This window comes from Corynebacterium hylobatis, assembly GCF_003955685.1.
In the GTDB taxonomy this organism is placed as follows: domain Bacteria; phylum Actinomycetota; class Actinomycetes; order Mycobacteriales; family Mycobacteriaceae; genus Corynebacterium; species Corynebacterium hylobatis.
On record NZ_RXHJ01000005.1, the window covers coordinates 234,732 to 260,939 of the forward strand.

31 protein-coding genes and 1 tRNA gene are annotated in these 26,208 nt (G+C 68.0%); 18 read left to right on the top strand and 14 right to left on the bottom strand.

The features are described 5' to 3' along the window. Nucleotide 1: 1 nt before the first annotated feature. From EAH68_RS05305 to EAH68_RS05355, 11 genes are all read left to right on the top strand, one after another. Nucleotides 2-676, top strand: a complete 675-nt coding sequence (locus EAH68_RS05305) for a hypothetical protein (RefSeq protein WP_126120281.1) — start codon at nucleotides 2-4, stop codon at nucleotides 674-676. After that, nucleotides 669-902 (top strand): hypothetical protein, encoded by a 234-nt coding sequence (locus tag EAH68_RS05310; protein ID WP_126120282.1) that lies wholly within the window; start codon nucleotides 669-671, stop codon nucleotides 900-902. The genes EAH68_RS05305 and EAH68_RS05310 overlap by 8 nt, the downstream gene beginning before the upstream one ends. Then, nucleotides 895-1,107, top strand: coding sequence for a hypothetical protein (locus EAH68_RS05315; protein ID WP_126120283.1), 213 nt, complete (start codon nucleotides 895-897; stop codon nucleotides 1,105-1,107). Before EAH68_RS05310 ends, EAH68_RS05315 begins: the two co-directional genes overlap by 8 nt. Before the next feature lie 107 nt (nucleotides 1,108-1,214). Beyond that, nucleotides 1,215-2,099 carry a helix-turn-helix domain-containing protein gene (locus EAH68_RS15120; protein ID WP_126120284.1) on the top strand — a complete coding sequence of 295 codons (885 nt, stop codon included), beginning with the start codon at nucleotides 1,215-1,217 and terminating at the stop codon, nucleotides 2,097-2,099. Between the two features lie 53 nt (nucleotides 2,100-2,152). Further along, entirely contained in the window at nucleotides 2,153-2,356 is a 204-nt protein-coding gene (locus tag EAH68_RS05325; protein WP_126120285.1) for a hypothetical protein, read from the top strand. Beyond that, nucleotides 2,353-2,757, top strand: a complete 405-nt coding sequence (locus EAH68_RS05330) for a helix-turn-helix domain-containing protein (protein ID WP_126120286.1) — start codon at nucleotides 2,353-2,355, stop codon at nucleotides 2,755-2,757. Before EAH68_RS05325 ends, EAH68_RS05330 begins: the two co-directional genes overlap by 4 nt. Then, entirely contained in the window at nucleotides 2,723-3,199 is a 477-nt protein-coding gene (locus tag EAH68_RS05335; protein ID WP_126120287.1) for a hypothetical protein, read from the top strand. The genes EAH68_RS05330 and EAH68_RS05335 overlap by 35 nt, the downstream gene beginning before the upstream one ends. Further along, complete coding sequence (locus EAH68_RS05340) at nucleotides 3,189-3,431, top strand: hypothetical protein (RefSeq protein ID WP_126120288.1); 243 nt, start codon at nucleotides 3,189-3,191, stop codon at nucleotides 3,429-3,431. The genes EAH68_RS05335 and EAH68_RS05340 overlap by 11 nt, the downstream gene beginning before the upstream one ends. Nucleotides 3,432-3,434: 3 nt before the next feature. Then, nucleotides 3,435-4,331, top strand: a complete 897-nt coding sequence (locus tag EAH68_RS05345; RefSeq protein WP_126120289.1) for a major capsid protein — start codon at nucleotides 3,435-3,437, stop codon at nucleotides 4,329-4,331. Between the two features lie 17 nt (nucleotides 4,332-4,348). Beyond that, a complete protein-coding gene (locus EAH68_RS05350) occupies nucleotides 4,349-4,729 on the top strand; it encodes a capsid cement protein (RefSeq protein ID WP_126120290.1) in 381 nt (126 codons plus the stop codon). A 16-nt stretch (nucleotides 4,730-4,745) separates the two neighbouring features. Then, nucleotides 4,746-5,252: a phage protease gene (locus EAH68_RS05355; protein ID WP_164546405.1), complete on the top strand. Its 507-nt coding sequence runs from the start codon at nucleotides 4,746-4,748 to the stop codon at nucleotides 5,250-5,252. Nucleotides 5,253-5,637: 385 nt separating this feature from the next. Here the strand turns inward: EAH68_RS05355 and EAH68_RS05360 are convergent. Continuing rightward, nucleotides 5,638-5,713 (bottom strand) — tRNA-Thr (locus tag EAH68_RS05360). Between the two features lie 119 nt (nucleotides 5,714-5,832). Further along, the gene (locus tag EAH68_RS05365) at nucleotides 5,833-7,044 is read right to left on the bottom strand and encodes a DNA polymerase III subunit delta' (RefSeq protein ID WP_277600457.1); all 1,212 of its coding nucleotides are present in this window, start codon (nucleotides 7,042-7,044) and stop codon (nucleotides 5,833-5,835) included. 71 nt (nucleotides 7,045-7,115) lie between these two features. On the opposite strand from EAH68_RS05365, the gene EAH68_RS05370 reads away from it, so the two are divergent. Further along, nucleotides 7,116-8,642, top strand: coding sequence for an adenylate/guanylate cyclase domain-containing protein (locus EAH68_RS05370; RefSeq protein ID WP_126120292.1), 1,527 nt, complete (start codon nucleotides 7,116-7,118; stop codon nucleotides 8,640-8,642). A gap of 1 nt (nucleotide 8,643) precedes the next feature. Continuing rightward, complete coding sequence (locus EAH68_RS05375) at nucleotides 8,644-9,315, top strand: YczE/YyaS/YitT family protein (RefSeq protein ID WP_126120293.1); 672 nt, start codon at nucleotides 8,644-8,646, stop codon at nucleotides 9,313-9,315. 7 nt (nucleotides 9,316-9,322) lie between these two features. On the opposite strand, the gene EAH68_RS05380 is transcribed toward EAH68_RS05375, so the two are convergent. Then, nucleotides 9,323-10,054, bottom strand: coding sequence for a lysoplasmalogenase family protein (locus tag EAH68_RS05380; RefSeq protein ID WP_126120294.1), 732 nt, complete (start codon nucleotides 10,052-10,054; stop codon nucleotides 9,323-9,325). 21 nt (nucleotides 10,055-10,075) lie between these two features. Next, nucleotides 10,076-13,006 carry a type I DNA topoisomerase gene (gene topA, locus EAH68_RS05385; protein WP_126120295.1) on the bottom strand — a complete coding sequence of 977 codons (2,931 nt, stop codon included), beginning with the start codon at nucleotides 13,004-13,006 and terminating at the stop codon, nucleotides 10,076-10,078. 241 nt (nucleotides 13,007-13,247) lie between these two features. On the opposite strand from topA, the gene EAH68_RS05390 reads away from it, so the two are divergent. Then, nucleotides 13,248-13,889 (top strand): DedA family protein, encoded by a 642-nt coding sequence (locus EAH68_RS05390; RefSeq protein WP_126120296.1) that lies wholly within the window; start codon nucleotides 13,248-13,250, stop codon nucleotides 13,887-13,889. Between the two features lie 96 nt (nucleotides 13,890-13,985). Here EAH68_RS05390 and EAH68_RS05395 read toward each other — a convergent pair whose 3' ends face one another. Beyond that, the gene (locus tag EAH68_RS05395) at nucleotides 13,986-14,189 is read right to left on the bottom strand and encodes a cold-shock protein (protein WP_040084711.1); all 204 of its coding nucleotides are present in this window, start codon (nucleotides 14,187-14,189) and stop codon (nucleotides 13,986-13,988) included. 264 nt (nucleotides 14,190-14,453) lie between these two features. On the opposite strand from EAH68_RS05395, the gene EAH68_RS05400 reads away from it, so the two are divergent. Beyond that, a complete protein-coding gene (locus EAH68_RS05400; protein ID WP_126120368.1) occupies nucleotides 14,454-16,823 on the top strand; it encodes a DEAD/DEAH box helicase in 2,370 nt (789 codons plus the stop codon). Here the strand turns inward: EAH68_RS05400 and EAH68_RS05405 are convergent. Genes EAH68_RS05405 through ssd form a run of 7 tightly spaced genes read right to left on the bottom strand, consistent with a single transcriptional unit; the run spans nucleotide 16,798 to nucleotide 21,198 of the window. After that, nucleotides 16,798-17,091, bottom strand: a complete 294-nt coding sequence (locus tag EAH68_RS05405; RefSeq protein WP_126120297.1) for an Rv3654c family TadE-like protein — start codon at nucleotides 17,089-17,091, stop codon at nucleotides 16,798-16,800. The two genes, EAH68_RS05400 and EAH68_RS05405, sit on opposite strands and share 26 nt — an antisense overlap. Nucleotides 17,092-17,095: 4 nt before the next feature. Beyond that, a complete protein-coding gene (locus tag EAH68_RS05410; protein WP_126120298.1) occupies nucleotides 17,096-17,368 on the bottom strand; it encodes a hypothetical protein in 273 nt (90 codons plus the stop codon). Then, on the bottom strand, nucleotides 17,368-17,556 hold the full coding sequence (locus EAH68_RS05415; protein WP_126120299.1) for a DUF4244 domain-containing protein: 189 nt from the start codon (nucleotides 17,554-17,556) through the stop codon (nucleotides 17,368-17,370). Before EAH68_RS05415 ends, EAH68_RS05410 begins: the two co-directional genes overlap by 1 nt. Before the next feature lie 42 nt (nucleotides 17,557-17,598). Continuing rightward, on the bottom strand, nucleotides 17,599-18,153 hold the full coding sequence (locus EAH68_RS05420) for a type II secretion system F family protein (RefSeq protein ID WP_126120300.1): 555 nt from the start codon (nucleotides 18,151-18,153) through the stop codon (nucleotides 17,599-17,601). Then, a complete protein-coding gene (locus tag EAH68_RS05425) occupies nucleotides 18,150-18,929 on the bottom strand; it encodes a type II secretion system F family protein (protein ID WP_126120301.1) in 780 nt (259 codons plus the stop codon). Before EAH68_RS05425 ends, EAH68_RS05420 begins: the two co-directional genes overlap by 4 nt. Continuing rightward, complete coding sequence (locus tag EAH68_RS05430) at nucleotides 18,926-20,074, bottom strand: TadA family conjugal transfer-associated ATPase (protein ID WP_126120302.1); 1,149 nt, start codon at nucleotides 20,072-20,074, stop codon at nucleotides 18,926-18,928. The genes EAH68_RS05425 and EAH68_RS05430 overlap by 4 nt, the downstream gene beginning before the upstream one ends. Further along, nucleotides 20,071-21,198, bottom strand: coding sequence for a septum site-determining protein Ssd (gene ssd / locus EAH68_RS05435; RefSeq protein WP_126120303.1), 1,128 nt, complete (start codon nucleotides 21,196-21,198; stop codon nucleotides 20,071-20,073). The genes EAH68_RS05430 and ssd overlap by 4 nt, the downstream gene beginning before the upstream one ends. 458 nt (nucleotides 21,199-21,656) lie before the next feature. On the opposite strand from ssd, the gene EAH68_RS05440 reads away from it, so the two are divergent. Next, on the top strand, nucleotides 21,657-22,490 hold the full coding sequence (locus EAH68_RS05440; RefSeq protein ID WP_126120304.1) for an HAD family hydrolase: 834 nt from the start codon (nucleotides 21,657-21,659) through the stop codon (nucleotides 22,488-22,490). Nucleotides 22,491-22,641: 151 nt separating this feature from the next. Here the strand turns inward: EAH68_RS05440 and EAH68_RS05445 are convergent, their stop codons facing one another. Further along, a complete protein-coding gene (locus EAH68_RS05445) occupies nucleotides 22,642-23,145 on the bottom strand; it encodes a hypothetical protein (RefSeq protein ID WP_241228301.1) in 504 nt (167 codons plus the stop codon). A 282-nt stretch (nucleotides 23,146-23,427) separates the two neighbouring features. Here EAH68_RS05445 and EAH68_RS05450 point away from each other — a divergent pair, with 282 nt between their 5' ends. After that, nucleotides 23,428-23,934, top strand: coding sequence for a phage holin family protein (locus EAH68_RS05450; RefSeq protein WP_126120369.1), 507 nt, complete (start codon nucleotides 23,428-23,430; stop codon nucleotides 23,932-23,934). 88 nt (nucleotides 23,935-24,022) lie between these two features. After that, nucleotides 24,023-24,991: an alpha/beta fold hydrolase gene (locus EAH68_RS05455; RefSeq protein ID WP_241228302.1), complete on the top strand. Its 969-nt coding sequence runs from the start codon at nucleotides 24,023-24,025 to the stop codon at nucleotides 24,989-24,991. Here EAH68_RS05455 and EAH68_RS05460 read toward each other — a convergent pair whose 3' ends face one another. Next, complete coding sequence (locus EAH68_RS05460; RefSeq protein WP_126120305.1) at nucleotides 24,992-26,185, bottom strand: MarP family serine protease; 1,194 nt, start codon at nucleotides 26,183-26,185, stop codon at nucleotides 24,992-24,994. Between the last annotated feature and the right edge of the window lie 23 nt (nucleotides 26,186-26,208).

The following is a 26,208-nucleotide window of genomic DNA, read 5'->3' on the forward strand; positions in this document are numbered from 1 at the left end:
CATGTCAGAAAAGAAGAACGTCCCCGCCCCGGTAGCCGCCGGAGACGAGGACAACAGCGCAACCCCTGGAAAGAGCAGCACGCAGCCCCGACTGTATCACCAGCCCACCACCGCTAACGCCCCGCTCGTCCTCCACCTTCAGCACGGCCGCACCCGGCCCAACCGGGCCGAGATCGTCACCGCCTGCGATACCCGCCTGTCCCGCCGCGACATGACCATGATCCCGGTCCCGAAAGCAGACATTCACCGCATGGCACCCGGCCCCGCCCCCACAGTTCTGTGTCCGGACTGCGTGACCGAGAACAACGCCCTGGCCGAGCAGATACGCCGAGACCGCGCCCATGCCCGGCGCGCGCAGATCGAACACAACGCACGCACCGAGCAGGCCACCGCCGCAGACCTCGCTGTCCGCCTGACGCTTCCCGACGAGGACACCGACGAGCTGCAGGCCTCAGCGCATGAACTCCTCTGCGAACTCCTCGACCATGCCGAGTACCTGGCCGAAGAGATCCCCCGCCCGGAGACCGCCGAGCACCGGCAGACCATCAGCGACCTTCTCGAACTCGACGGCTGGGAGTCCAGCCACATGCACACGACAGCGGTGCTCATTCACCACCGCCGTCAGCTTGAGCTTGAGGCACATGACACCGCACACCCCGAGGTCGACCATGGCTGAACTGTTCATCTTCTGCCTGTTCCTGATCCTGATCTGTGGACCGATCGCGGTCATCGAGCACTTCGACCTGTTCCCCGTCCCGGACGACGAGGACAACCACCAGCCGGCCACACCCCACCCGGCGCGCCGGGCTCCCCGAGCGCACGGCCGTGGCCACGCCCCGCGGCGCACTGCTTCCCCCGCTCATTCCCTCCATCCCTCCCGAAAGGAACTCCACCATGTCTGAATCCCGCCCCGACCTGAACGCCTACGCCTACGAGCTTCTCGCCAACGGTGAACCGGTCATCGAGATCACCCTCCCCGGGTACGAGGAACCGGTCTCCGCAACCATCCTCGAAACCGAAGCACTGTGGCTGGCTGCTCGCCTGACGCACCTGGTCTACGAGCGTCAGCGCCACGTTGAGCTGTCCGCGGAAGATTCCCAGCTGTAGCCCTTCCCGCCCCGGTGGCCACCACACCCCGGGGCGGATCAGTCCCCCGGCCGTGGCCGCTTACGTCACGGTGACCGAACACCCCGAGACCAGAGGATCAGACGATCATGAGCATTGAGGCTTACGTATGGGCACTAAAGCACGCGCCTGTCACGCCGACTGATCGTGACCGTGTGGTCCTCTTCGCCCTGGCCGACCACGCCGACGACCGCGGCCGTAACGCCTTCCCCTCACAGGCGACCATCGCCAACTACATCTACGGAGAGGCCAGCCCCGCCGGTTTACGCAAAGTACAGCGGGCACTGAAGTCTCTCATTGAAGGCGGGTGGATCACCCCGGACCCGGACAACGCCAAACTGCAGGCGGTCATGCCCCGCGTTCACCCTTCTCAGCGTCCAGTGGCGTACACCCTGAATCTGTCATTCGTCCGCACACCTCCCGACACCAGTGACGGCACCCTCCCGACACTGGTGACGGGGGGTAGGGCGGGGGCTCCCGTCACCAGTGACCCTGGGCCCCCGTCACCTGTGTCCAAACCCCCCGTCACCAGTGACGGACGAACCGTAAGTAACCATCAAGAGAACCGTCAGGGGGGAGGGGTGGGTACGTCACGTACAGGGATGGGACTCTCTGACCGAGCAGTCAAAGAGAACGGCGCTGACGCGCCGGGCATGGATGAGAAGAGATCAACAGGCCCGGCCCTGTGCCCCGTGCACGGAGACCAGGACCCCGGCACCAACTGCCACGGGTGCCGACAGGCCCGAGAAGCCCGAGAAGCAGACCAGCAGAACACCGGCCGGGCGCGCCGGGCTCAGATCGACCAGTGCGACCAGTGCGACGCCAACGGCTGGCTACTCCACGTCCTACCCGTCGTGCGCTGTACCCACTCCCCCGCCGCCGAACACCAGCCCGGCGCGCCTGCTCCAGCTGACCTTGAGCACGTGAGCCCTGAGGGTCCAGAGGCGGCCAGCAGCAGGGCACCAGCGGCCTGACAGGGCAGAATCAACCTCAGACATCACCCCGTGACGAAAGTGACGTAACGAAAGTGCCGAAACTCAACCCCGACACCACCGCCCACCCTGTCCCTCAGGTCAAGGTCCTTAGATCCCGCCGCCGGACACGGAACCAGTACATCGCGCTCAGGCCATCCTCGAACGTCACGATCACGCTCTCTCCCGCCGCGGCCTACCGCCTGGCCGACGAGTTGGTGGGCGCCGCCGAAACCATCGAGAGGTCAGGTAAGAAATGACCACCGCACCCGGCGCGCCCATCACAGGTGTGGCGCGGCCTGTGTTCACCCCGTCCGGTGATGTCATCCTCAGTGGGGAGACCGCCCGGTTGCTGGGGCGGGCTCTGCTCGCAGCGAATAACGAGCTGGCCCGTCGTGGTGGTCGTCTCGCTGCACCGGTGCGGTCGCTCGCGGTAGCGATTGGTTCCGTACCGGGTACAACGGAATACGCCGACGAGGGCCCGGATGACACTGTGGTCCATGAGCAGATCGACGTCTTCACCGCTGCCGAGATCCTCGGCTGTTCGCCCCGCAACGTCCGTGCCCTCGCGCAGCGCGGCCGGCTTCCCGCCACGAAACTCGCTGGCCGCTGGGTATTCCACCGAGATGATGTTCTCGAATGGTGTGGCCACCGGGTCTGAACTCTGCTCATTTACCGATGTCGAGCTGGCCAAGACCGGGGTGTGGGATGCCATGACCGGCACGGTGTCCATCACCCGCGCTGACCTTGCCGCGGCTGTCGCTTCCGCCGCTGCTCTTCCGGCCCCGCCGTTGAAGCTGGGGCACACAGATCCCCGGTTCGACGGTGACCCGGCGCTGGGCTGGGTGGCCAATCTCCGCCTGGCCGACAACGGTCACACCCTGCTGGGTGACCTGGTGGACATCCCAGCATGGTTTGCCGAGATCATGCCCACCGCGTTTTCCCACCGCAGCATTGAGGCCACGTTCAACCTCGACACACCCCACGGGGTCCACCGTTTCGCGGTGACCGCCCTTTCCCTTCTCGGCGCGACGTGGCCGGCCATCACTGACCTGGCTTCACTTCGCGACCACTACACGCAAGGAGAGACCCATGACCGTTGATCCCCGCTACCTTGTCCGGACGACCACCGTCATGTCCACCGACGACCTGCTGGACAACCTGCCCACCGACTACACGCTGACTCCCCCGGACCCGGGCGTCGACGTCCACACGCTCCAGCCCGGCGCGCAGTGGGGCGATGACGTTCCCGCTTACGCCGACCCCTCCCACCTGGCTGTCTGGGCCCACGGGTTCCTCGCAGCGCAGGACCACCACGACCGTAAGGAGAACTAACCGATGTTCTATCCCGGACAGGCCAACGTCGACAACGGACGTATCACCGTTGACCAGGCCCTCAAGTTCCCGGCCTCCATTGAGCAGCGTATCGCTGACAAGGCCACCCCGAACCTTGTCGTGGATAACCTGTTTTCCGCTGACTCTGGTCCCGTCACCGGTGGCGCGGTGATCTTCTCCAAGATCACCGAGAAGCACCTGTACACCGAGAACGATGTCGCAGACCGCCAGCCCGGCGACGAGTACCCGGTGCTGTACTCCACTCGCCCGGAGTCTCAGATCGCCCGCGTTCAGGACTTCGGTGGCAAGTTCGCCGTCACCGACGAGGCACGCACCCGCAACAACACCATCGACTTCGACAACGACGTCACGAAGTTGAGCAACACCATCACCCGCAAGATCAACCAGCGGGCGATTGAGACTGTGCAGGCCGCGCAGGAAGCTGACGAGGTGCTGACCCTGCCGGCCACCGCCGCGTGGGACACCACCATCCTCGACGGTGACCCGACCACGATCACCCCGCCGCGGGAACGGCCCACCGCCGACCTGGCCGCACTCTTCGCCGTCAACGAGGACCGCGACATGGGCGTGGTGTTCACCAAGCTGCTCGTCAACCCGTCCACCCGCGCGGACCTGACGATCGCCTACGGAGAGAAGCTGACCCCCATGCTCAAGGACTTCGGCCTTCAGCTCGTCTCCTCGATCTACGTCCCCAAGGACAACGCCTACGTCGTGGACCCGAAGAGCTTGGGTTTCGTCCGCTACGAGGAATCCCTGACGGTGCGTACCTTCCGCGACGAGCACCACCGCCAGAGCTGGGTTCAGGGCTGGGCCATGCCCGTCATGGGCGTCACCTTCCCCGCCGCCCTCGGCGTCATCAGCGGTATCACCACCCCGTAAACAGAGAGGCCCTGACCATGTACTCCAACCCCATGCACGACATCTACGCGCCCGGTACTGACCTCACGTGCCGCGCGGCCGCCGACGTCACCGGCAAGACCTTCGCGGCTATCGCTGGCGAGATGGACGGCGGGAACGTGTCGATCACTACCGCCGCTGCAGGATCTCGTATCGCCGGCGTCATCAAGTACGACGCCGCAGCTGACGAGCTCGTCGGCCTGGCCCGTGGTGCCAGCCGCGTTGTCACCGTCACCGCCGGCACCGCGATCACCGCCGGCACACAGGTGGAGGTCGGGCCCGCCGGCACCGCCATCACCCACACCACGGGCGAAGCTGTCGGCTACGTCGTGACCACCGCTGACGCTGGCGATGACGCCTATGTCAGCCTGTACTACTAACCCGGAAGGGATCACCATGAGCTTCCTCACCCGCGGCCGGAACCAGCGCGTCAGCCTGGCCGCCGGCCCCACCTTCATACCTGAGCAGTACGCCACTCTCCTCGACGTCCTCGGACTCGACCCGGCCGCGACCGCTGACGAGGTAGTCGCCGCGGTCACCGCCCTGGCCGAAAAGGCCGCCGAGACACCTGAATCCACCGGCTCTGACCCTGCTGCCGTGGCCGCCAGTGCTCCTACCTCCGTGGTGATCGACGCCGAGACCTGGGAGGACATCAAGGTTGCCGCCCGTCTCGGCGTCACCGCGCAGACGCAGGAGAAGCGACTCGCCGCGGAACAGGTCGTAGACCAGGCGATCAGCCTGGGCCGGCTCAGCGCCAGCGCCCGGGAGGACATGATCCGCAAGTACAACCTCGACCCGGACGGTGCCGTGGCTCAGCTGTCCCGCATGAAGGCCATCCCGCGCGTAGAGGCCGGCCACGCACTCGATGGGAACAACAACCAGCCCACCGGGTGGGTCCGGTAACCTCCGCCGCGCCCGGGAACAGGTCGATCTGACCCCGCCCCCGAAAATCTCAGCGGCTCTCCCGGGCTGACTCGTCCCCTCGGCGCATCAGTCAGCCCTTCTCTCTCTCCGGGAAAGATCCACCGCCGGCTCCCGGCGCGCCAACCACGAAAACGCAGCACGAGGGAGGCCTGGCCCCTCAATCTCCATAGTGACGAAGATCACCACGACCGCCCGGACCATCACGTCCCGGCGGTCGCTGCCGTTCACGCCCCGGAGACCATCCGACCAGCGCGCCGGGCACCTCGACCAGGGGGCGCGCGTAGCCCGTGTGGTCCCTGTGTGGTCCGAGATGACAGCAGGCCCCCTCTCCGCTTCCAGAGAGGGGGCCTGACCTGCCTTTATGTGGAGCCGCCTAGGAGAATCGAACTCCTGACCTTCTCATTACGAGTGAGACGCTCTACCGACTGAGCTAAGGCGGCGTGGTGCTGTATCTGAATCTGCGCAGTCACCTGCGCAAACAGTACCGAGGGGATATTCTAGCGCACTGCGGTGGAGCGAAGAAATCGCGGTGCACCAGAAAAGCACCCGGGACACAACCTCAGGACACCCCGCACGCGAGGCGGATGCGGCCGAGCATGCCGTCGATGGCGATGGTCGGGGTGACGTTGACGCTGATGTGTTCCCGGGCCTTAGTCACCGCGTCCAGGCACTCGACCAGTCCCGGTTCAGACACGCGCCCGGCTAGGTCGCCGGCCGACCTCTCGAAGTCGGGGTGGGTCAGTTGGACGTCGGCCCCCACGGCGCGCATGAGGGCATCGCGGTAGAGGCCGGCGAGGTCCACGAGGGCGAGGTCGAGGAAGTCGCGGTTGCGGCGGTTGCGGCGCATCTTCTGCTTCTTCTCCAGGTCCTTGACCATGCCGGCGGAACCGTCCATGACCCTCTGGGTGCCCTTGCCGCGTCCGCCCTTGCCCAGGGCACGTTCCAGCTCGGCGAGTTCCCCGGCGTCCTGTTCGTCGCTCAGGGACTTGACCTGCTTGTCCACGGTCTTGAGGAAGGCGGTGGAGGCCTTGAATGCCTCATCGTGGTGGAAGACCATCTCGGCGAGGTTGAGGATGCTGGCGCGACGCTGCTGCGCGTCCGCATCAGAGACCAGCCGGCGGGCGCGCCCGATGTGCCGGTTGGAGGCGACAGCCGCCAGGCGGGCGTCCTCGGAGGTGGCGCCGCATTCGTCGATGAGCAGGGAGACGATGTGGTCGATTGAGGGGTACGGGACGTAGAGGTGGCGGCAGCGGGAACGCAGTGTCGGGGAGAAGTCCTCCGGGTCGATCGAGGGGGCGCACATGATGATGACGGTGTGGGCCGGGGGTTCCTCCACTACCTTGAGGATGGCATCCGCGGCCTCGGGGGTGAACCGGTCCGCATCCTCGATGATGATGACCCGCCAGGGGGCGACGGTGGGCATCTTCACTGCCTCGGTACGCATCTCCCGCATCGGTTTGATGCCGATGGATAACTCCGCGGGCACGATGTGGAGGACGTCGGTGTGGGAGTCGGCGAAGACGTCATGGCAGTTGCGGCAGCGGCCGCAGCCGGGTTCGGTGGGGTCGGTGCACTGGAGGGCCGCGGCGAAGTTGAGGGCGGCCACGGAGCGTCCGGAGCCGGGCGGCCCGGTGAAGATCCAGGCGTGTGCCATGGCGCTGCCGAGTTCATGTGCTTCCCCCCGGATGAAGGCACGGGTCGCGGTGGCGGCGGCGAGCACGGTGTCCCGGACGGTGGGGGTGTCGGCGAGACGGTTGGCAACGGTGTTCACCCCACCCACCCTATTCGGCACGCTCAAGCGGTGCCTACGTGGGAGGGGTGGGGAGGTTAGAGTAAGGAACCATGAGTCGACTTTTGCGGGCGGTCAGGTGGCTGTGGGGCACGTCGTGGCCCCTGTATGCCGCTGTGGTGCTCGCGGCCAACGTCATCGGTGCGTTGGCGATCATGCTGTTCGTGCGTTTCCTCATCCCGATGCCGGAGGTGCGTGGCTTCACCGCCGATGTCCCGCACCTGGAGGTCATCGGGCTGACGTATCTGGCATTCGCGGTGATCGTCGCCGTTGTGGCCACACTGCTGCTGTTCCGGCCTGTGCTGGAGTGGCAGCGCAAGCCGGATGACCATGACCCGAACATGGTCCGCAACCTGGTGATGCGTCTGCCGGTGTATCAGGCGGTGGTCTGTGCCGTGGTGTGGGTGATCGGCATCGCGATCGCGGTGGTGGTGGCCTCGTCCTCGAGTTGGCGGCTGGCGCTGGTCATTGGTCTGACGACGGTGCTGACAGGCATGGTGGTCGTCCTGATCACCTACCTGCTGGCGGAACGCCTCGTGCGTCCGGTGGCCGCCTCCGCGCTGGCCCGGCGTTTCGAGGACTCCACCCTGGAGCCCCCGATCACGCAGCGGTTGCGGATGACCTGGCTGATGACCACGGCCCTGCCGCTGGTGGGAATCCTGCTGATCATCCTGGGCCAGAAACTCGGCTTCTTCACCGACAACGCCGCGGAGATCATCCCGGCTCTCGTGGCGTTGGCGGGGGCCGCCCTGTTGACCGGTTTCGTGGGCACGAGCTTCGCCATCATGAGCGTGGTGGACCCGATCCTGGAGCTGCAGGAGGCCATCAACCGGGTGCGCCGCGGCGACACCGACGCCGAGGTGGACATCTACGACGGCTCCGAGATCGGTGTCCTGCAGGCCGGTTTCAACGAGATGATGCGCGGGTTGAAGGAACGCCAGCGGGTGCGGGACATCTTCGGCCGCTACGTCGGCATCGAGGTGGCCAAACGCGCCCTGGAGGAGCGTCCCACCCTGGGCGGTGAGGACCGCAAGGTCGCCGTCCTGTTCGTCGATGTCATAGGTTCGACGACCTTCGCGGTGAACCATTCGCCGGAGGAGGTCGTCGAGGAGCTGAACAAATTCTTCGAGCACGTGGTCACGGTGGTGCACCGTAACAAGGGCATCATCAACAAATTCCAGGGTGACGCCGCGCTCGCCGTCTTCGGGGCCCCCATCGGGCTTCCCGACGCCACCTCCCATGCCCTCACCGCCGCCCGCGAGCTGCGGCAGGAGCTCAAGGGCATGGAGCTGCAGGCCGGCATCGGTGTGGCCGCGGGCCACGTCGTCGCCGGCCACATCGGTGGCTCGGACCGTTTCGAGTACACCGTCATCGGTGACGCCGTGAACTCCGCGGCGCGCCTTACCGACCTGGCCAAGGACACCCCCGGCCGGGTGCTCACCAACGCCGCCACGCTGCGTGGGGCGAACGAGGCCGAGCAGGCCCGCTGGACCGTCATGAAGTCGGTGGAGCTGCGCGGGCGCCGGGAGATGACCCAGCTGGCCCGCCCCATCCGCGCGACGATGGCGGACCGTTCCTGAGATGGAGAAACTGCAACCCCGCAGGCTTGCCCTGCTTGTCACAGGCATGTTGTTCATGGCCTTCGGCATAGCTCTGTCGGTGCGCAGTGATCTGGGCACCACCACGATCTCCTCGCTGCCCTATGTCCTCAGCCTGATCAGCCCGCTCACGCTGGGGATGACCACGATCATCTTCAACATCGGTCTGGTCCTGATCCAGGTCCTGCTGCTGCGGAGCCGTTTCCAGGCCTTCCAGCTGTTGCAGATCCCCCTGGCGGTCGTGTTCGGCCTGTTCAACGACCTCGCCCTGTGGCTGACCTCCTGGGTCACCTATTCCGCGTACTGGCAGCAGTGGCTGATCGTGCTCATCGGCCTGCTCCTGCTGAGCACGGGCATCTGCTTCCAGATCTCCGCGAACACTCTCATGCTCGCCGGGGAGGCAGTGGTCCTGGCGATCAGCACGGAGCTGTCCCGGGTGTTCGGCAGGCGGCGTCTGTTCGTCTTCGGCTACGTCAAAATCGGTTTCGACCTCATCACCGTGATCTCCGCCATCATCCTCGGGCTGCTGTTCGCCGGTGCGGTCGTCGGCGTGCGTGAGGGCACCATTGCCGCGGCCTTCCTCATCGGCACGATCGTCAAGCGGATCCAACCCGTGATCGGCCCGCCGCTGGTACGGTTCCGCGGCGGGGCCTAGTCTGCCGCTAGCCTGCCGACGCCCCGCTGTCCCGGGGCGTGCGCCGCGTCAGCCCGTCGACCATGAGGACGTTGCCGATGACGTTGGCGGCGGTCATGGTGGCGTCGAGAAGCCGGTGACCCAGTTTGTCGCCGGTGCACACGGTCTCGCGCAGCAGGGCAATGCCTTCGGCACCGAGCAGCAGGTTGCCGGCGTGCCCGAGCCCTCTGGCGGGGGTGGAACCATCCTGCAGGGCCGGGTCGTCCGCGAGGGCCGAAGTCGCGGAGACGAAGACACCGGCCAGGACAGCCGGGGCGATGAGCTGCTTCTTCCGCCACACGGCCAACCCCACACCGGTCGTCCAGGCCGCCGCCCGCAGGGCCACCCGGCCCGCGGAGGGGCGTGCCCCATGGGAGACCAGCGCCGCGGAATAGGCGGCGTGGTTGGCTGCGAGGCCGAACATGCCCAGCACCGGGGTTTTCTCCGGCCGCCGCAGCTTGACGACACTGCCCACCAGCCCCCCGGCCATCCCCGCCAGCAGGACCGGTTCCCGGTTCGTGCGCAGGATGGTGGCGGCCAGCAACGGGTGGAGGAAGGGGGTGACCACCGATCGCACCCGCTGCCAGCGGAAGATGTTCGACCAGGCGACGAGCTCACCGAGGCTGAGGTAGGCGAGGCGCTCCGGTTCCCGGAGGCCGGTGGTGACGGAGGCGAAGAGGGCCTCGGCGCCATCCTGGGTGTGGGTGACCATACGATTCATGGCCCCCACCCTAGCGACGGGTCACTGCTTCCGGTTACCCGCCTTGATCACACGCTTGGTGCCCGGGGAGGGCGCCTTGCGCGTGGTCTTCTTGGCGGTCGTCTTCTTGGTTGTCTTCTTGGTCGTCTTCTTCGCCGGGGCCTTACCGTCAGCCGCCTCCTTGGCGCGACGCTCGGAGAGCAGCTCGTTGGCGCGGGCGTCGGTGATCGTCTCCGGGCTGTCGCCCTTGCGCAGCGAGGCGTTGGTGGTGCCGTCGGTGACATAGGGGCCGAAACGGCCGTCCTTGACGGTCATCGGCTTGCCGGAGACGTCGTTGTCGCCGAGGACCTTCAGCGGCGGTGCGGCCGCGGTGCGGCCCCGGCGCTTCGGCTCGGCGTAGATGCGGCGCGCCTCGTCGAGGGTGATGGTGAAAATCTGGTCTTCATCCGCCAGCGAACGCGAATCCGAACCCTTCTTCAGGTAGGGGCCGTAGCGGCCGTTCTGGGCGGTGATGACCTCGTTGTCGACCGGGTCCACACCCACCTCGCGAGGCAGGCTGAGCAGCTGCAGCGCCTGCTCCAGGGTGACCGACGCCGGCTCCATCGACTTGAACAGGGAGGCGGTGCCCGGTTTGAGGTTCTCCTCCACCAGGGCGTTGATCCGCTTCTCCTTCTGGGCGGCAGCGGTCTTGGTGCCCCAGTTCTTCGCACGCATGCCGTCGGCGGCACGCTGGGCGTCCTCCTCGGCCCGCTCCTGCGCCACGACCTCCTCGGCCGCGGCCTCGGCGGTGGCGCGCTCGTCATCACGCACGACCTCGGTGACATAAGGGCCGTAACGGCCCTCCTTGGCCACGACCATGCGGCCGGTGGCCGGGTTGGTCCCCAGCTCGCGGCCGCCCTGCGGGGTGGCGAAGAGCTTCTCGGCCAGTTCCAGGTTGAGCTCGTCCGGGGTGGTGGACTCCGGCAGGTTGGCGCGCTGGTACTCCGGCTCCCCCTCGGCGGTCTCACCGACCTTCCGCTCGATGTAGGGGCCGTAGCGGCCGACGCGGACGTTGACCGGGCGGCCATCCTCATCGTCGAACAGGTGCAGGGAGTTCACCGAACGAGCGTCGATGTGCTCGAGGTTGGTGCCCACCAGGCTCTTCAGCCCACCGTGGCGGGCGATGGACTCCGCGGTGCTGTCATCGGCCTCGGCGTCACCGAAGTAGAAGCCGGTGAGCCACTCGGTGCGGTCCTCCTCGCCTGCGGCGATGTTGTCCAGCTCGTCCTCCATGGAGGAGGTGAAGTCGTAGTCGACGAGGGGGCCGAAATGGTTCTCCAGCAGGCCGACCACGGCGAAGGCGACCCAGCTGGGTACGAGCGCGTTGCCCCGCGGGACGACGTAGCCGCGGTCCTGGATGGTCTTGATGATCGACGCATAGGTCGAGGGGCGGCCGATGCCCAGCTCCTCCATCTTCTTGACCAGGCTGGCCTCGGTGTAGCGGGCCGGCGGGTTGGTGGCGTGGCCGTCGGCGCTGATCCCGGCGGCGCTGAGGGCGTCGCCCTCGGTGAGGTTGGGCAGGCGTTTCTCGGCGTTGTCGGCGACGTCGCGGCCGTCGTCAAGCTTCGTGGTCTCGACGTAGGCGCGCAGGAAACCAGGGAAGGTGATGGTGCGGCCGGTGGCGGAGAACTCGGTCTGCTCGCCGGTGCGTGCCTGGCCCGCGATGGTCACCTTCATGGAGGTGCCCTTCGCGTCCGACATCTGGGAGGCGACGGTGCGCTGCCAGATCAGCTCGTAGAGCTTGAATTCCTCGGCATCGAGCTGGCTGTGCAGCTCCCCGGGGGTGGCGAAGCGTTCGCCGGCGGGACGGATCGCCTCGTGCGCCTCCTGCGAGTTCTTCGACTTGCGCTCGTAGCGGCGCGGGGAATCGGCGACGAAGGCGTCACCGTAGAGTTCCTTCGCCTGCTGGCGGGAGGCCTGGATGCCCTGCTCCGACAGCGAGATCGAGTCCGTACGCATATAGGTGATGTGACCGTTCTCGTACAGCCGCTGCGCGATACGCATCGTGCGGTCCGAGGTGTAGTGCAGCTTCCGGCCCGCCTCCTGCTGGAGGGTGGAGGTCATGAACGGCGCGTAGGGGCGGCGGGTGTAGGGCTTCTCCTCCACACCGGAGACCTGCATGTCCACGCCCTGCAGGGCCTCGGCCAGTGCCTCGGCCTGCTGCTTGCCGACGACCACCGCCTCCCCCTTGAGGCGGCCCCGGTCATCGAAGTCACGCCCCTGGGCGACCCGCTGGCCGTTGATCGTGGCCAGCTTCGCCTGGAAGGTACGCGGGTTCTCCGGGTCCTGTGCCTCGTTGCCGGTGTCCAGCTCAGCGGACAGATCCCAGTACTCGGCGGAGACGAAGGCCATGCGCTCGCGTTCCCGCTCGACGATGACGCGGGTGGCCACCGACTGGACACGGCCGGCCGACAGGCGCGGCATGACCTTCTTCCACAGCACCGGCGACACCTCGTAACCGTAGAGACGATCGAGGATGCGGCGGGTCTCCTGGGCGTCGACGAGGTTGACGTCCAGCTCACGGGTGTTCTCCGCGGCCGCGAGGATGGCGGGCTTGGTGATCTCGTTGAACACCATCCGGCGCACCGGGACCGTCGGCTTGAGTACCTCGAGCAGGTGCCAGGCGATGGCCTCGCCCTCACGGTCAGGGTCTGTGGCCAGCAGCAGCTCATCGCAGAGCTTCAGCTTGGCCTTGAGGTCGGCGACCTTCTTCTTCTTGTCGGGGCTGACCACGTAGAGCGGGGCGAAGCCGTGCTCCGTGTCCACCCCCAGCCGCGCCCAGGGTTCCTTCTTGTACTTCACCGGCACATCGGCGGCACCGCGGGGAAGGTCACGGATGTGTCCGACCGAGGCCTCGACAATGTAGTCGTCACCCAGATAAGGCTGGATCTTCTTCGCCTTGGTCGACGACTCCACAATGACCAGGGTCTTCATCCCTGATCCCTTCGCTTCTGCCACTGGGGGATCTTCCCTCTCATCTAACTGGTGCCACGGTGTGTCCGCCGGCTGCATGTCTGGCCGGCGAACCCGTCCTTTCCGGGTGACTTTAGCCCAGACCCGGTACTGGGCAATACGTTACACAGTATTTAATGGCCCTCCTGTGGTCGGGCAACTCACCCGGAATTCACAGTGACCTCCCTGCCGCCGACTGTGCCCGCACACTACTCTGGCGCCAATGACCGAGCAGATCGTGACATGGGTGGAGACGCTGCTGACCCTGCCGGTCTTCTACCCTGTGCTGGCAGGGCTGGTGATCCTCGACTCGCTGCTGCCACTGATTCCCAGCGAGGCCGTGCTCACCCTCGCCGGATCCTGGTCCGGTTCGCGGGGCGTGCCGGACCTGCTCACCGTCATCCAGATCGCGGTCGTCGGTGCGGTCGTCGGCGACAACATCTGTTATCTCCTGGGTACCCGGCTGATCCGTTTCGTGGAGAGCGTCCCCGCGGACTCCGCCCGGGGGCGGGCCGTGGCCTGGGTGCGGGGGAACATCCGCCGCAACGCCGCCACCACCATCATTGTGGCCCGCTTCATCCCCTGGGCCCGGTGGTTCATGACGATCATGCTCGGTTCCGTGCGCTACCCCTGGCGCTGGTTCTTCCTCTACGACACGATCGGCGTGGTCATCTGGGCCCTGCAGGCCGTGCTCATCGGCTACCTCGGCGGCTGGATCTTCTCCGACTACCCGCTTGTGGGCATGATCGTGGGCATTACGCTGGGCACTCTCGTCGGCCTGCTGGTCCAGCGGGTGCAGGACCTGCTGTACCGACGGAGGCAGGCCGGTGAACCGGCCCGGGACCAACCCCGGAAACAACAATGACCGTCCTGCCCCGCGTACACGGGTGGACGGTCATGCGAGAAAACCTTAACCGGCCCCACGGTGAGGACCAGAAGCTTCCTTGAAGGTCAGTGAGGCTTAGAGCGGACGAACAGCCTGAGCCTGCGGGCCCTTGGCGCCCTCACCGATCTCGAACTCAACCTGCTGGTTCTCTTCGAGGGTGCGGAAGCCGGAGCCCTGGATCTCAGAGTAGTGAACGAAGACGTCGGCCGAACCGTCGGCCGGGGCGATGAAACCAAAGCCCTTTTCAGCGTTGAACCACTTCACAGTTCCCTGTGCCATGTTTTCTTACCTATTTCTTGACGTGGAGGTGGTACGGTGCCGACACCTGCCGACAACCGGGTCGTATCGAACCCCCGAGTAACCACCACCCCCGGTATGGAGCGATGATTCGGGTGCTCGCGCAAATATCCTTGCGAGCACGTAAACGTAACGCATAGAACTGCGACCAGGACCCAGTGTGTCACGAATTGAAGGGGCGCGATAGTCTTACGGCGTTTCCGGGCAGATTTTTTGAGACCTCTCCCACGGAAAGGGGTGATCCTCCTGACTAGTCCAAATCCACTGGGTGCGGAGCTCGCTGCGGAGATCACCCGCCGCTTCCCCGCCTCCTCCTGCACCTACTCCACCGTCATCCCGGCCCGACCCGCCCGGACCGCACCCTGGCCCGAATGGGTCCACCCGTACCTGCGGACACACCTCACGGACTCGGGAATCACCGCGCTCTACAGCCACCAGGCCGAGACCGCCACCCTCGCGCACGCGGGCACGGACGTGGTGGTGGCCACCGGTACCAGCTCCGGCAAATCCCTGGGCTACCTGCTGCCCATCCTCAGCCACCTGGCCACCGACCCCACTGCCTGCGCCCTCTACCTGACCCCGACCAAGGCGCTGGGCTCGGACCAGTTGGCCGCCGTCACCGCCCTCACCCGCGCGGTCGAGGGACTGGACACCATCCACCCCGCCCCCTACGACGGGGACACCCCCACTGAGGCACGCACCGGCATCCGCGACACGACGAGGTTCGTGTTCACCAATCCCGATATGCTGCACGTCTCCGTCCTCGCCCACCACGCCCGCTGGGCCCGCCTGCTGCGGCACCTGCGTTTCATCGTCATCGACGAGTGCCACACCTACCGCGGGGTCTTCGGCGCGAACGTCGCCCTGGTGCTGCGCCGGCTGCTGCGGCTGACCACCCACTACGGGGCGGACCCGACGGTGATCCTGGCTTCGGCCACCGCGCACGATCCGGCTGCCCACGCCGCCAACCTCATCGGCCGCCCCGTGCAGGCCATCACCGGAGACGGTGCCCCCACCGGTGCCCGGACCGTCCTGCTCTGGGAGCCGGGTTTCCTCGAGGGCGTGGAGGGCGAACAGGGCGCACCCGTCCGCCGCGCCGCCACCACCGAAGCCGCCGGCATCATGGCCACCCTCGTCGCCGAGGGCGCACGCACCCTTACTTTCGTGCGCTCCCGCCGTTCCGCCGAGGTGGTGGCCCTGCGCACCCAGGAGGCGCTGTCGACGATGGGGCGTACCGACTTCGCCCGTCGCATCGCGGCCTACCGCGCCGGTTACCTGGCCGAGGACCGCCGCCGGCTGGAACGCGAACTCGACGACGGCACCCTGCTGGGCGTGGCCACCACCAACGCCCTTGAGCTGGGCATCGACGTCGGTGGCCTCGACGCCGTGGTCACCGCCGGTTTCCCGGGGACAGTGGCCAGCTTCTGGCAGCAGGCCGGTCGCGCCGGCAGACGCGGCCAGGGTTCGATCGTGGTGCTGGTGGCCCGGGACGAACCGATGGACACCTACCTCATCCACCACCCCCAGGCGCTGCTCGGCCGGCCGGTGGAGCGCTCCGTGTTCAACCCGCGCAACCCCTATGTGCTGCGCGGACACGTCTACTGCGCGGCCGTCGAGAAGCCGTTGAGCGAGGCGGACGTGGCTGCCCTCGGCGCCGGGGAGGTCGTCGGGGAACTCACCGCCGCGGGGCTGCTCCGGAAGCGTCCACGCGGCTGGTTCCCCACCCCGCTCATCGACGCCCCCCTCACCCCCGAGAACGCCCACGCTGCAGTGAATCTGCGGGGCGGCTCCGGGGAGGAGGTCATGATCGTCGACGTCTCCGACGGCCGCCTGCTGGGCACCGTCGATGCGGCGCGCGCCGCAGCCCAGGTCCATCCCGGCGCGGTGTACCTGCACCAGAGCGAGAGCTTCGTCATCGAGGAGCTGGACTTCGATGACCATGTCGCCCTTGCCCGCCCCGAGCTGCCGGACTACACCACGGTTGCCCGCTCGGAGACCGACATCCGGATTCTGGGGAGCCCGGGTGAGGGTGAGCTGATCAACTGTTCCCCTGGCCTGTGGGTGGCCAACGTGGAGGTGGAGGTCACCGACCGGGTGACCGGATACCTGATCAAACTCGCTGACGGCACCACCGCGGATGTCGTTCCGCTGGCGATGCCGGAGCAGCGTCTGCGCACCCGGGCAGTCGCCTACACTGTTGATCCGCTCGCCCTGGCAGCGATGGGGATCACGGCGGCCGACATCCCGGGTACGCTGCACGCCGCTGAGCATGCGGCAATCGGGTTGCTGCCGTTGATCGCCACGTGCGACCGCTGGGACATCGGCGGGGTATCCACCGCGCTGCACCCGGACACGCAGCTACCGACGGTCTTCGTCTATGACGGCAACCCCGGCGGAGCGGGTTTCGCTGACGAGGGTTTCGCCCGTTTCCCCGAGTGGATCGAAGCGACCTTCGAGGCGGTGCGTTCCTGCGGCTGCGAGTCCGGTTGCCCGTCATGCATCCAGTCCCCGAAGTGCGGCAACGGCAACCACCCGCTGGACAAGGCCGGCGCTCTGAAACTGTTGGGTGCACTGGTGACGATGACGGGGGCTACACCGGGCCCGCCGTCGAACTGACCTCCCTCCTGCCGATCCGCGCGGTGATGGTGACATCGGCACCCGTGACCACGCATCCGCTCAGTGCGGCCCCGTTGTGGCCCGCGACCTGCCCGGCCACGGCGCAGGTGTTCTCACCCCGGGCGTGGGCGTGGGCGGCGGCCACCGCGGCCAGGTCAGCCGCCACGCGCGCCTGCTGGTGCGCGCTGACCTGTGCCGCGGCCCCGATGACAACCAGGCCGAGACTGATGAGGGCGGCGGCGAAACCGGCGGTGGCGACGGTGGGCACGGTGTCAGGGCACCTCCACCGGGAAGACCGCACTGTGGTTGCGCTCCCCCAGCGGGGCGGGCACCCGCGCGGTGGCGGTGGCCAGGCCACCGGATTCGGTGACGGTCACCTCACCTCGGGTGGGCTGGTAATCCACCCCGATGGCGTGTGCCCGGGCGGCGGCCCCGGCAGCCTCGACCGCGTTGAGGTGTGCCGCCATCGTGGCGATCGCCCCGACGATGAACCCGCAGACGGCGATGAGACTGCCCAGGCCGACCGCGGCCTCGATGGTGGACATCAGATCGGGGTGTTGGACAGGGCGTCGGTGATGATCGATTCGATCGCGTCGACGACAGCTCCGGTGTTGATGACGGCGTAGAGCACCGCGGCGAGGGCTGCGGCGGCAAGCGAACCCATGGCGTATTCGATGGTGCTCATGCCCTCGTCATTGGTGAGGAGGTTCTTTGTACGGATGTGGAGGTTCATGTTTTTCTCCTTGTGGGGTTGGTTCTGTTCTGGATCATTGCTTCAGGTGAGCAGTTGGGAGCCCAGGCCGATGACCACGGGGGCCAGGCCGAGCACGAGGAAGGCGGGCAGGAAACAGACCGTCAGCGGCAGGGCGATGAGCACCCCGGCGCGTTCGGCGCGGGCGGTGGCCTGGTCGGCGGCGTCAGCACGCAGGCCTTCGCTGATGCGTCCGCAGGCCTCCGACATGGCGGAACCGGAACGGCCCGACATACGGGCCAGCCCGGCGAGTTCCCCCAGGCCGGGCAGGTCGGCGACCTCCGCCCAGGCGCGCCCGGCGGGCACTCCGATCGCGAGCAGGGCGGACACGGACCGCCAGGCCCCGCGGGTGGCGGGGTCGTGGCCGGCATCTGCCAGTGCCGTGGTCGCCGCGGCGGGGGTGAGCCCGGCGCGCAGGCAGGCGGCGTAGAGGTCGATGTCGGCGGCGAGCGACAGGCGGTCGGGCCCGGACCGGGTGCGTGGTCCGTCACGCGGGGTTTTCGGGCTGCGGTGGTCCAACCGTCCGGCGGCGCGGGGAACCGGCAGGAGCAGCACGAGGGCGAGGAGGATGAGGGTCACGGGGCCGCCCTCTGGATGATGTACCGGGACCAGGCGAAACCGGTCGCGGCCAGCCCGGTGCCGACCATCAGGAGAAGTCCACCCAGCCCGCCGCCGAGGAGCAATCCGAGGGGGTCGGCACCCATGGCGGTGCCCATGGCGATGCCCGCCAGCGGCAGGAGGCTGAGGATGACGGAGGTGGCCTGCGGGCCCTGGAGGGTGGCTGCGGTGGCGGTGCGGTGACGCAGGCGGGTGTCGATACGCAGCTGCGCCTGCTCCACCAGCGGGGCGAGCGGCAGGCCGTGCCGTTCAGCCAGGGACCACAGGGTTCCCAGCCCCGCCAGCTCCGGGGTGGTGGCATTGTCGGTGAGTACGTGCGCTCCGGGGACTCCACGGCGGAGGTGGGCGCACACCTGCTGGAGAGTGCCGCGCAGCTCGGGCGGGGTGTCCTCCGGGAGGTTCGCGGTGGAGTGCTCCACCGCCGTGGATACGGCACCACCGGCACGCAGTTCCCCGGCGAGGTGGCCGAGGAATCCGGCAGTGACGGTTTCCCGGTGGTGGGCGCGGCGGCGGGTGCGCATGTCGTGGACTGTCCACCCGGAGGTGCCGGCGATGAGCACGACGGCGACCGCGATGCTGATGCTGCCGGGCAGGAGAAGGATTGTGACGCAGGCCCCCAGGGCTAGGGGCAGCAGGGTGCGCAGACGGGTGCGGGTGTGCGGGCGGGCGGACAACCGGACGGCCGGGGCCGGGGCGGGCAGGAGCAGGTGTCCGGCGAGCAGGAGGAGGGCGGTCATGACAGGGCCTGCCGGAACTCGTCGAAACCCGGGAGCGGGCCGTGCCCGCTGTCCCACACGGGGTGGGCTGTCGCGGGGTTGCCGCTGAGCAGGCCGAGCTGGTGGACGATGCGGCGGCCATCACCGGCCCGGCGCATGACGATGACCACGTCGACCGCAGCCGCCAGCTGCGCGTGCAGTGCCTGCCGTTCCATCCCCCCGAGCGCGGCGAGTGCCTCCATACGGGCGGGGACCTCCCCGAGCGAGTTGGCGTGGATGGTGCCGGCGCCGCCTTCGTGTCCGGTGTTGAGCGCAGCGAGAAGGTCGACGACCTCCGCGCCCCGGATCTCGCCGACGACGATGCGGTCGGGGCGCATCCGGAGTGCCTGCCGGAGCAGGTCGGACATGGTGATCTCGCCGCTGCCCTCGATATTGCGGGAGCGGGAGACCAGGTTGACCACGTGCGGGTGGCGGGGCTGGAGCTCGGAGGTGTCCTCGATGCACAGGATCCGCTCCCGGTGGTCGACCTCCGCCAGCAGCGCGGCGAGCAGGGTGGTCTTGCCCGTGCCGGTGCCACCCACGACGAGGAAGGCACGGCGGTGGCGGACCACGCCCCGCAGCAGTTCGGCAATCTCTGCGCTGACCGTGCCCCAGGTGACCAGCTGTTCCAGGGTGGTGGTGGCCTGGCGCAGGACCCGCAGGCTCAGACAGGTGTGCCCGGCCGAGGGCGGGGCGAGCAGGGCGTGGATCCGGATGATGGAACCGTCGTCGCGGTTCAGCCGCCCGTCGGCGAAGGGCTGAGCGTCGTCGAGCCGGCTGCCGCAGGCGGTGGCCAGCCGGGTGGCGAGTTGACGGACCTCCGCGTCGTCGGTGAAGGTGGCCTCCGCGCGTTCCAGGCCACCACCCCGGTCGAACCACACCTGGTCCGGGCCGTTGACCACGATGTCGGTGACGCCCTCCAGCGCCAGTACGGTCTCGAGCAGGCCGACGCCGGTGGAGTCGTGGCGCAGGCGGCGCAGCAGGTCGAGGACGTCGACATCGGAGATGACCCCGGCTTCCTCACGGATGAGACGGGCGAGTTCGGCGGCGTTCCCGGTGGCGCCGGGGGTGTCGACGAGGCGGCGCTGCACGCGTTCGATGAGGGCGGGGCCAGTGGGGAGATTCACAGTGCCACCCCCGCATCCTCCGCGATCAACCGGGCGGTGGCCCCCAGTGGCCCGGGCAGGCGGTCGGGCAGGCCGCCGAGTTCCACCGTCCGGGGCAGGCGGGAGAGCTGCCCGAGTTCCCCGATGATCTGACAACGGGTGATCCGTGACAGGTCGTCGATGGTCAGACCGGACCAGCCCCGGTGCCGGGCGATTCCGATGGTGGCTGTGCGGCCGCGGACAAGGTCGGCGACCAGACCTGCCGCTGCCGCGGCTGCACGGACCTCGGCGGGGATGAGCAGGGCGAGCCGGTCGCAGGTGCCGGTGACGGTCTCCGTCACGGGACCGTGGGCGGGTAGGTCGACGACGGTGATGCCCGGCGAGCCACCCAGAGCCTCCAGCACGGGGCGCATGTGCTCCGGACCGAGGCGGAACGGGTCCGCGAGGGTGCTCCGTGCCGCGGAGAGTACCGCGATTCCGTCGGAGGTGGTGGGCAGGGCCGCCCGGAGATCGGTGCCTGCGACGGTGCCCTCCCCCAGCCGCAGGTCCGGCCACCGGGCTCCGGGGGTGTCCTCCAGGCCGAGCAGTAGATCAAGGCCGCCAGAGTGGCTGTCGGCGTCGATGAGTGTGACCGGGTGGTGGCGGGCCACCGTGCGGGCGAGTGCCGCGGCCAGCGTGGAGGTGCCCGCCCCGCCGACCGCGCCGCAGACGGCGATGAGCGTCCCGCCGGCCTGCCCTGCCGCAGGGGCTGCATGTCCGGACCTGGCCAGGGCCGTAGAGCCTGCGGTGGGGCGGGTCTCCTGCCCGGGCTGCGGGGCCCGGGCATGTCCCAGGGCGGTGAGCAGCTCGGCGGCCTGGGCCGGTAGCACGTAGGCGTTCTCCGCGTGGCAGGTCAAGGCGGCACGCCAGTCGACAGGCCCGGGATCGGCCGCGAGAAAATAAATGCCGGGCCGCCGGTCGAGGGTGGCCACGTGGCCTGCTGTGTCGGCGTCGGCAAGCACGGCATGGGCGCGGGGCAGGAGGCGGGTGATCTCACGGGGGTCGATGGTGTCGATGACCCCGTGGCCGGTGGCGGCGGCGATATGTGTGGCCTCAGGGTGGATGACAGGGTCCCCGACGGCGACGAGAATGTATGTGCTTCTCATATCCCCACAGTCGCCCCTGCAGGTCCCGGCCACAAGGCCCGGTGGGCTCCGGTTGTGGACAACCACCCAGATTGTTGACGGCTCAACACATGCCTGTGGAGAAGACGGCTGTAGCGGTGGCGTCCACGACGGGACCCGGTGACAATACGGGTACCGCCGGAAGGGGTGGAAGATAAGGGACGGCCCGCGCCTCGGGGGGGGTGTGCGCGGGCCGTCGTAACCCGGCATCGGGGGGGATTGCCGGGGCAGGCCACACTGTATGTCGGGGCCTTGCAAGAGAAATTATGGCACACCTTGCGCAGCAAGACAATACCGGTGGAGGAGCTTTCTCGAATAATCATTCGAGAAAGAATCTCATGTCCAGAAGCATCCACACTGCAGCCCCGCCAGTCCCTCAGGAAACTTCAGCCACATCCGGCCCTTACGTTTCACAGGTTGGAGGTCTAGACTCTGTCCTCATGACATCCGGGCCCACCCCCAATCAGCAGGCCATCACGCCAACACCCCCGCGCGTGGCGGCCTTCTTCGACCTGGACAAGACGATCATCGCCACCTCATCCGCCTTCGCCTTCGGCCGCGAGTTCATGCACAACGGCCTGATCACCACCTCCGAGGCACTGCAGATGTCCCTGGCCAAGGCCACCTACATGATCGCCGGCCAGTCCAGCGAACAGATGGACACCACCCGCGACCAGCTCGCCTCAATGGTCGCCGGCTGGTCCGTGGAACAGGTCCGCGAGATCGCCTCAGAAACCATGCACAACGTGGTCACCCCCGCCATCTATGCGGAGGCCCGCGAGCTCATCGCCTTCCACCGCAACGCGGGCCACGACGTCATCATCATCTCGGCCTCCGCCTCCCACCTGGTGGGCCTCATCGCCGAGGAGCTGGGAATCAACCAGGTGGTGGCCACGGAACTCGAGGTCGCCGACGGCTATTTCACCGGCGAGATCCTCTTCTACTGCAAGGGCGCGGCGAAGGCAGAGGCCATCACAGACCTCGCGACGGAACACGACTACGACCTCGCGCTCAGCTACGCCTACTCGGATTCCGCCACCGACATCCCCATGCTGGAGATGGTGGGCAACCCCGTCACAGTCAACCCCGACCGCGCCATGAAGAAGACCGCCCTGGAGAGGGGCTGGGAGATCCGTTCCTTCCGTCACCCGGTTCCGCTGTTCCAGATGCCCTCCCCGCGCGAGGTGAGCATCGGCGCGAGTGTCGTTGCCGTCGTCACCGCGGCTGCCGCCGGCAGTATCTGGTGGGCACGCGGCCGCCGCGGCTCAGCCTAGGACCACGGTCCTGAAAAGGAGCGCTTCGGAAAATGCCACATAGTACTTAGGCGCGCATTTTTATAAACCCAGGTGGAGGCTTGACCAGGAAAAATACAGGTGCTCGCATTTCCCCGCACCCGCACCATCCGAAGCCCTACGAAACACCGCCTCACAGCTCTCGCGCGATGGCCTCCGCCTCCTCCGCCCCGGCGATCCAGGAACGCAGCGACAGTTCGAGGAACTCCACCGCGCTGCCCTGCCGCCACGCTGCCGCGGCGGCGAGATAGTCATCCCGGTGGCGCAGGAGATAGGGCTCCGGCACCGCCAGCCCACGCGGGTCCAGCCCGGAGGTCACCGCCGACAGCCGGGCTGCCGCACGGGCGATGAGTCCGGAGCGTTCCCCGAAGGGTTCATGGGCGAGCAGCTCCGCGTGCACGACCTGGGGCAGCAGCACATCATGGGCGCCCTGGCTGATCAACAGGGCCAGCTGCTGCAGCCGCTCGGGCGCACCCTCCGGACGTCCGCCCCCTCCGGCGAGCACAGACATGCGGGAGAGCACCTGCAGCGGCGCCCGGGAGAACACCCGCGCCGAGGCCTGCAGGGAATCGGGTGCGAGCATGCTGGAGACGCTTATCGACGCCCCCAGCACCCCCCACCGGCTCAGCAAGGTCACGGGCCGAGGGGTCCTCGATCAACGCGGAGGTACGCGCACCGCGCAGCACGGATTCCGATCCTGTGACGTCAGCCCTGCGCAGGGAGACGGGGCGCCGGTGCACCGCCGCGATCGCGGACACGGCCTCCGTCGCGAGTGTCGCTGCATCGCCGAGCTGGAGGAGGGGTTGGAGAGGGTCAACCGCAGACATATCCACTACGATAGCCCTGCAAGGGACCCGCATTCATTGTGAATCCGTGGCACCATGGACAACTAAGGCATGACACCGCTGCAGGAAGGCACATCGTGAGCACAAACGGACTTTTCACCGACGGACCAAAGGACTTCACTCCGCGCGTCAGCTCTATCCCGCTCAGCGACGTCGACACCACCCGTCCGGGTGAAGGCTCCATCGGCGACCTGGTCTCCAACGCCACCTCCCAGATGTCCAGCCTGTTCCGCGCCGAGCTTGAGCTGGCCAAGACGGAGCTCGCCGGGGAAGCCAAGAAGGGCGCCATCGGGGGCGGCCTCTTCGGCGTTGCAGGCGTCATCGCCCTCTACTCCTCCTTCTTCTTCTTTTTCTTCGTCGCCGCCCTGCTGAGCGTCTGGTTGGAGCCGTGGGCCGCCTTCCTCATCGTCTTCCTGGTGATGGTCCTCCTCGCGGCGGTGCTCGCCCTGTTCGGCTGGCGCAAGGTGAAGAAGATCGGGGCTCCGAAGCAGACGATCGAGTCGGTCACCGAACTGAAGAAACTCGTCCCGGGCCAGGCGACGAAGAAGCTGGAGGGCCGCGACCGCGGCCTGTACAGCTGACCCCGCATCCTCCCCCGCCCCTCCGCTCCTGTCTCCGGCAGCGGACGGGCGGCTTTTTCTTCGCCCCGCCGAAAGGACCTGCCCCGACGTGTTGAAGCGCCACCGCCCCAAGCGCCGCCGGTTCGCTCTGTCGCCCTCCGTGGTGGAGTTGGACGGCCCCTTCACCCATGAGCTCGTCCACACCCGTGGTGTACGGCTCCATGCGACCGCGGCGGGTGATCCGGGAGATCCCCTGGTGGTGCTGCTGCACGGTGCCTTCTCCGGCTGGTTCGATTTCCGGGAGGTGATCGCACCACTGGCTGCCCGGGGTTTCCACGTGGTCGCCGTCGACGCCCGCGGCTACGGCCTGAGCGACAAACCCCCGGCCACCGCCGGTGGTGACCTGCGCACCGCCGCCGGGGACATCGCCGGAGTCATCCGTTCCCTGGGGTATGACTCCGCCGTGGTCGTCGGCTCCGACACGGGCGGCACCGTCGCCTGGGCGCTGGCGACGAAATACCCCGAGCTGGTCGCCAGCCTGGTCTCCGTCAGTTCCGCCCACCCGGTGGACCTGCGCCGGGCGATCGCGGCCCGACCCTGGAACTACCCCTGGTTGGGTACCCGGGCGCTCCTCTCCCGGCTGCCCCTGCCCCTGTTCCACCTGGTACCGGGCCTGGTGGCAGCCGCCTACCGCCGCCAGCTCCAGCTGAACACCACCGCGGATTTCTCCCGCTCCCCCGCCTTCGCGCCGACGCTCCAGCTGCGCCTGCGGTCAGCCCAGATCAGCAATGCCCAGCAGGCGATCCTGCGCACCAACCGGATGCTCACCGCCACGGTCTCCGCCCGCTGGCTGCACGCGAAGGTCACGGCCCCCACGCTGCTCGTGCAGCCACCGCAGCGGGACTGGCGGCAACTGACACAGCGTTCCCGCGACCGGGTCGACGCCGTGGTGGAGATCTCCCACGTATCCGGTACGCGCAACCTCCCCCACCTGGAGAACCCGGCGGGTTTCGTCGACGTCATCGCCGATTTCGTGGAGCGCCACCCCGCCCCCGCCAGCGCCGGGCGGCCCCGCTGATCAGCTGGCCACGCAACCCTGGGTGTCCACGAGGTCGACCAGGTCAGTGACGTCACCGATCTGGCGCTGCGCCTCGGCGGCGGTGACCGCGTAGCCGGTGTCGGTCTGGTCAACGCTGGCACCGAAGACCACTCCGAGCACCCGGCCCTCGGCATCGACGAGCGGGCCACCGGAATTACCCTGCCGGATGGTGCCGCGGACGGTATAGGCCTCCCGTTCCACCCGCCCAGAGGCGTAGATGTCCGGGCCGGCGATGAGCAGTTTGTCCCGGATGCGAGCCGGGGCCGCCTCGAAGGGACCGGACTCGGGGAAGCCCATGACTATGGCGTCGTCGCCTGTGTCGGCGGGGGCCTCCGCCCACTGGAGGGTGGGAAGGCCCAGGTCAGGGGCATGGAGGACCGCCAGGTCCACCCCGGGGTTGTAGTAGACGACAGTGGCCTCATGGACCCCCAGGACGGTGTCCAGGCGGACGGTCTGGGTACCCGCGACGACATGCGCGTTGGTGACCACGTAGTCGGGTGCGGTGACGAAGCCCGAGCCCATGAGGCGGCGTCGACATTCGTCGGAATCGCCCTGGATGTGGACGACTGCGGGCCGCAGCTGCTCCACCAGCGCCTGGTCCTCGACCTGGATGTTGGGGGCGGCGACCTCCCGGGCGGGTGGCTCGTTGAACGGGGAGAACAGGGGTGGGAAGCCGGAGTCGTCGAGAAGCACGGTGATGCGGGTGGGCAGCTGCTCCAGGCCCGGAGGGGTGTTGCGGTCTACGAAACCGAGGACCTCCGAGTTGCGCAATCCCTGGCTGACGGGGCCCGTCAGGCCGGTGGCCAGCGGAATGGAGATCAACCAGACGACGATGAGGGTCGCCGCGGCGGTGAACACCGCACCGATGGCCGAATCGATGGTCTGGGAGGCCCGCATCCGCATCCGGTCCCGGACCGAGGCCCCCAGGATCCCGCCGATGAGGTTGCCCAGGCCGACGAGCATGATGATCGTGCCCAGGCCCAGCAGGAAACGTAGCGCGACGGAATCCGTCAGCTGCATGACCGGCGGGGCGAGCGCGGCACCGATGATCAGGCCAGCGACCACCCCCACGGTGGAGAGCACGGAGGTGAACGCGCCCTGGCGCCAGCCGACGGTGATCGCGAGGAAAACCGCCAGGACGATGAGGCCGTCGACGATGAGCGCGGGGGTCACGAAGTTCAGGTTCCTGTCGGGTG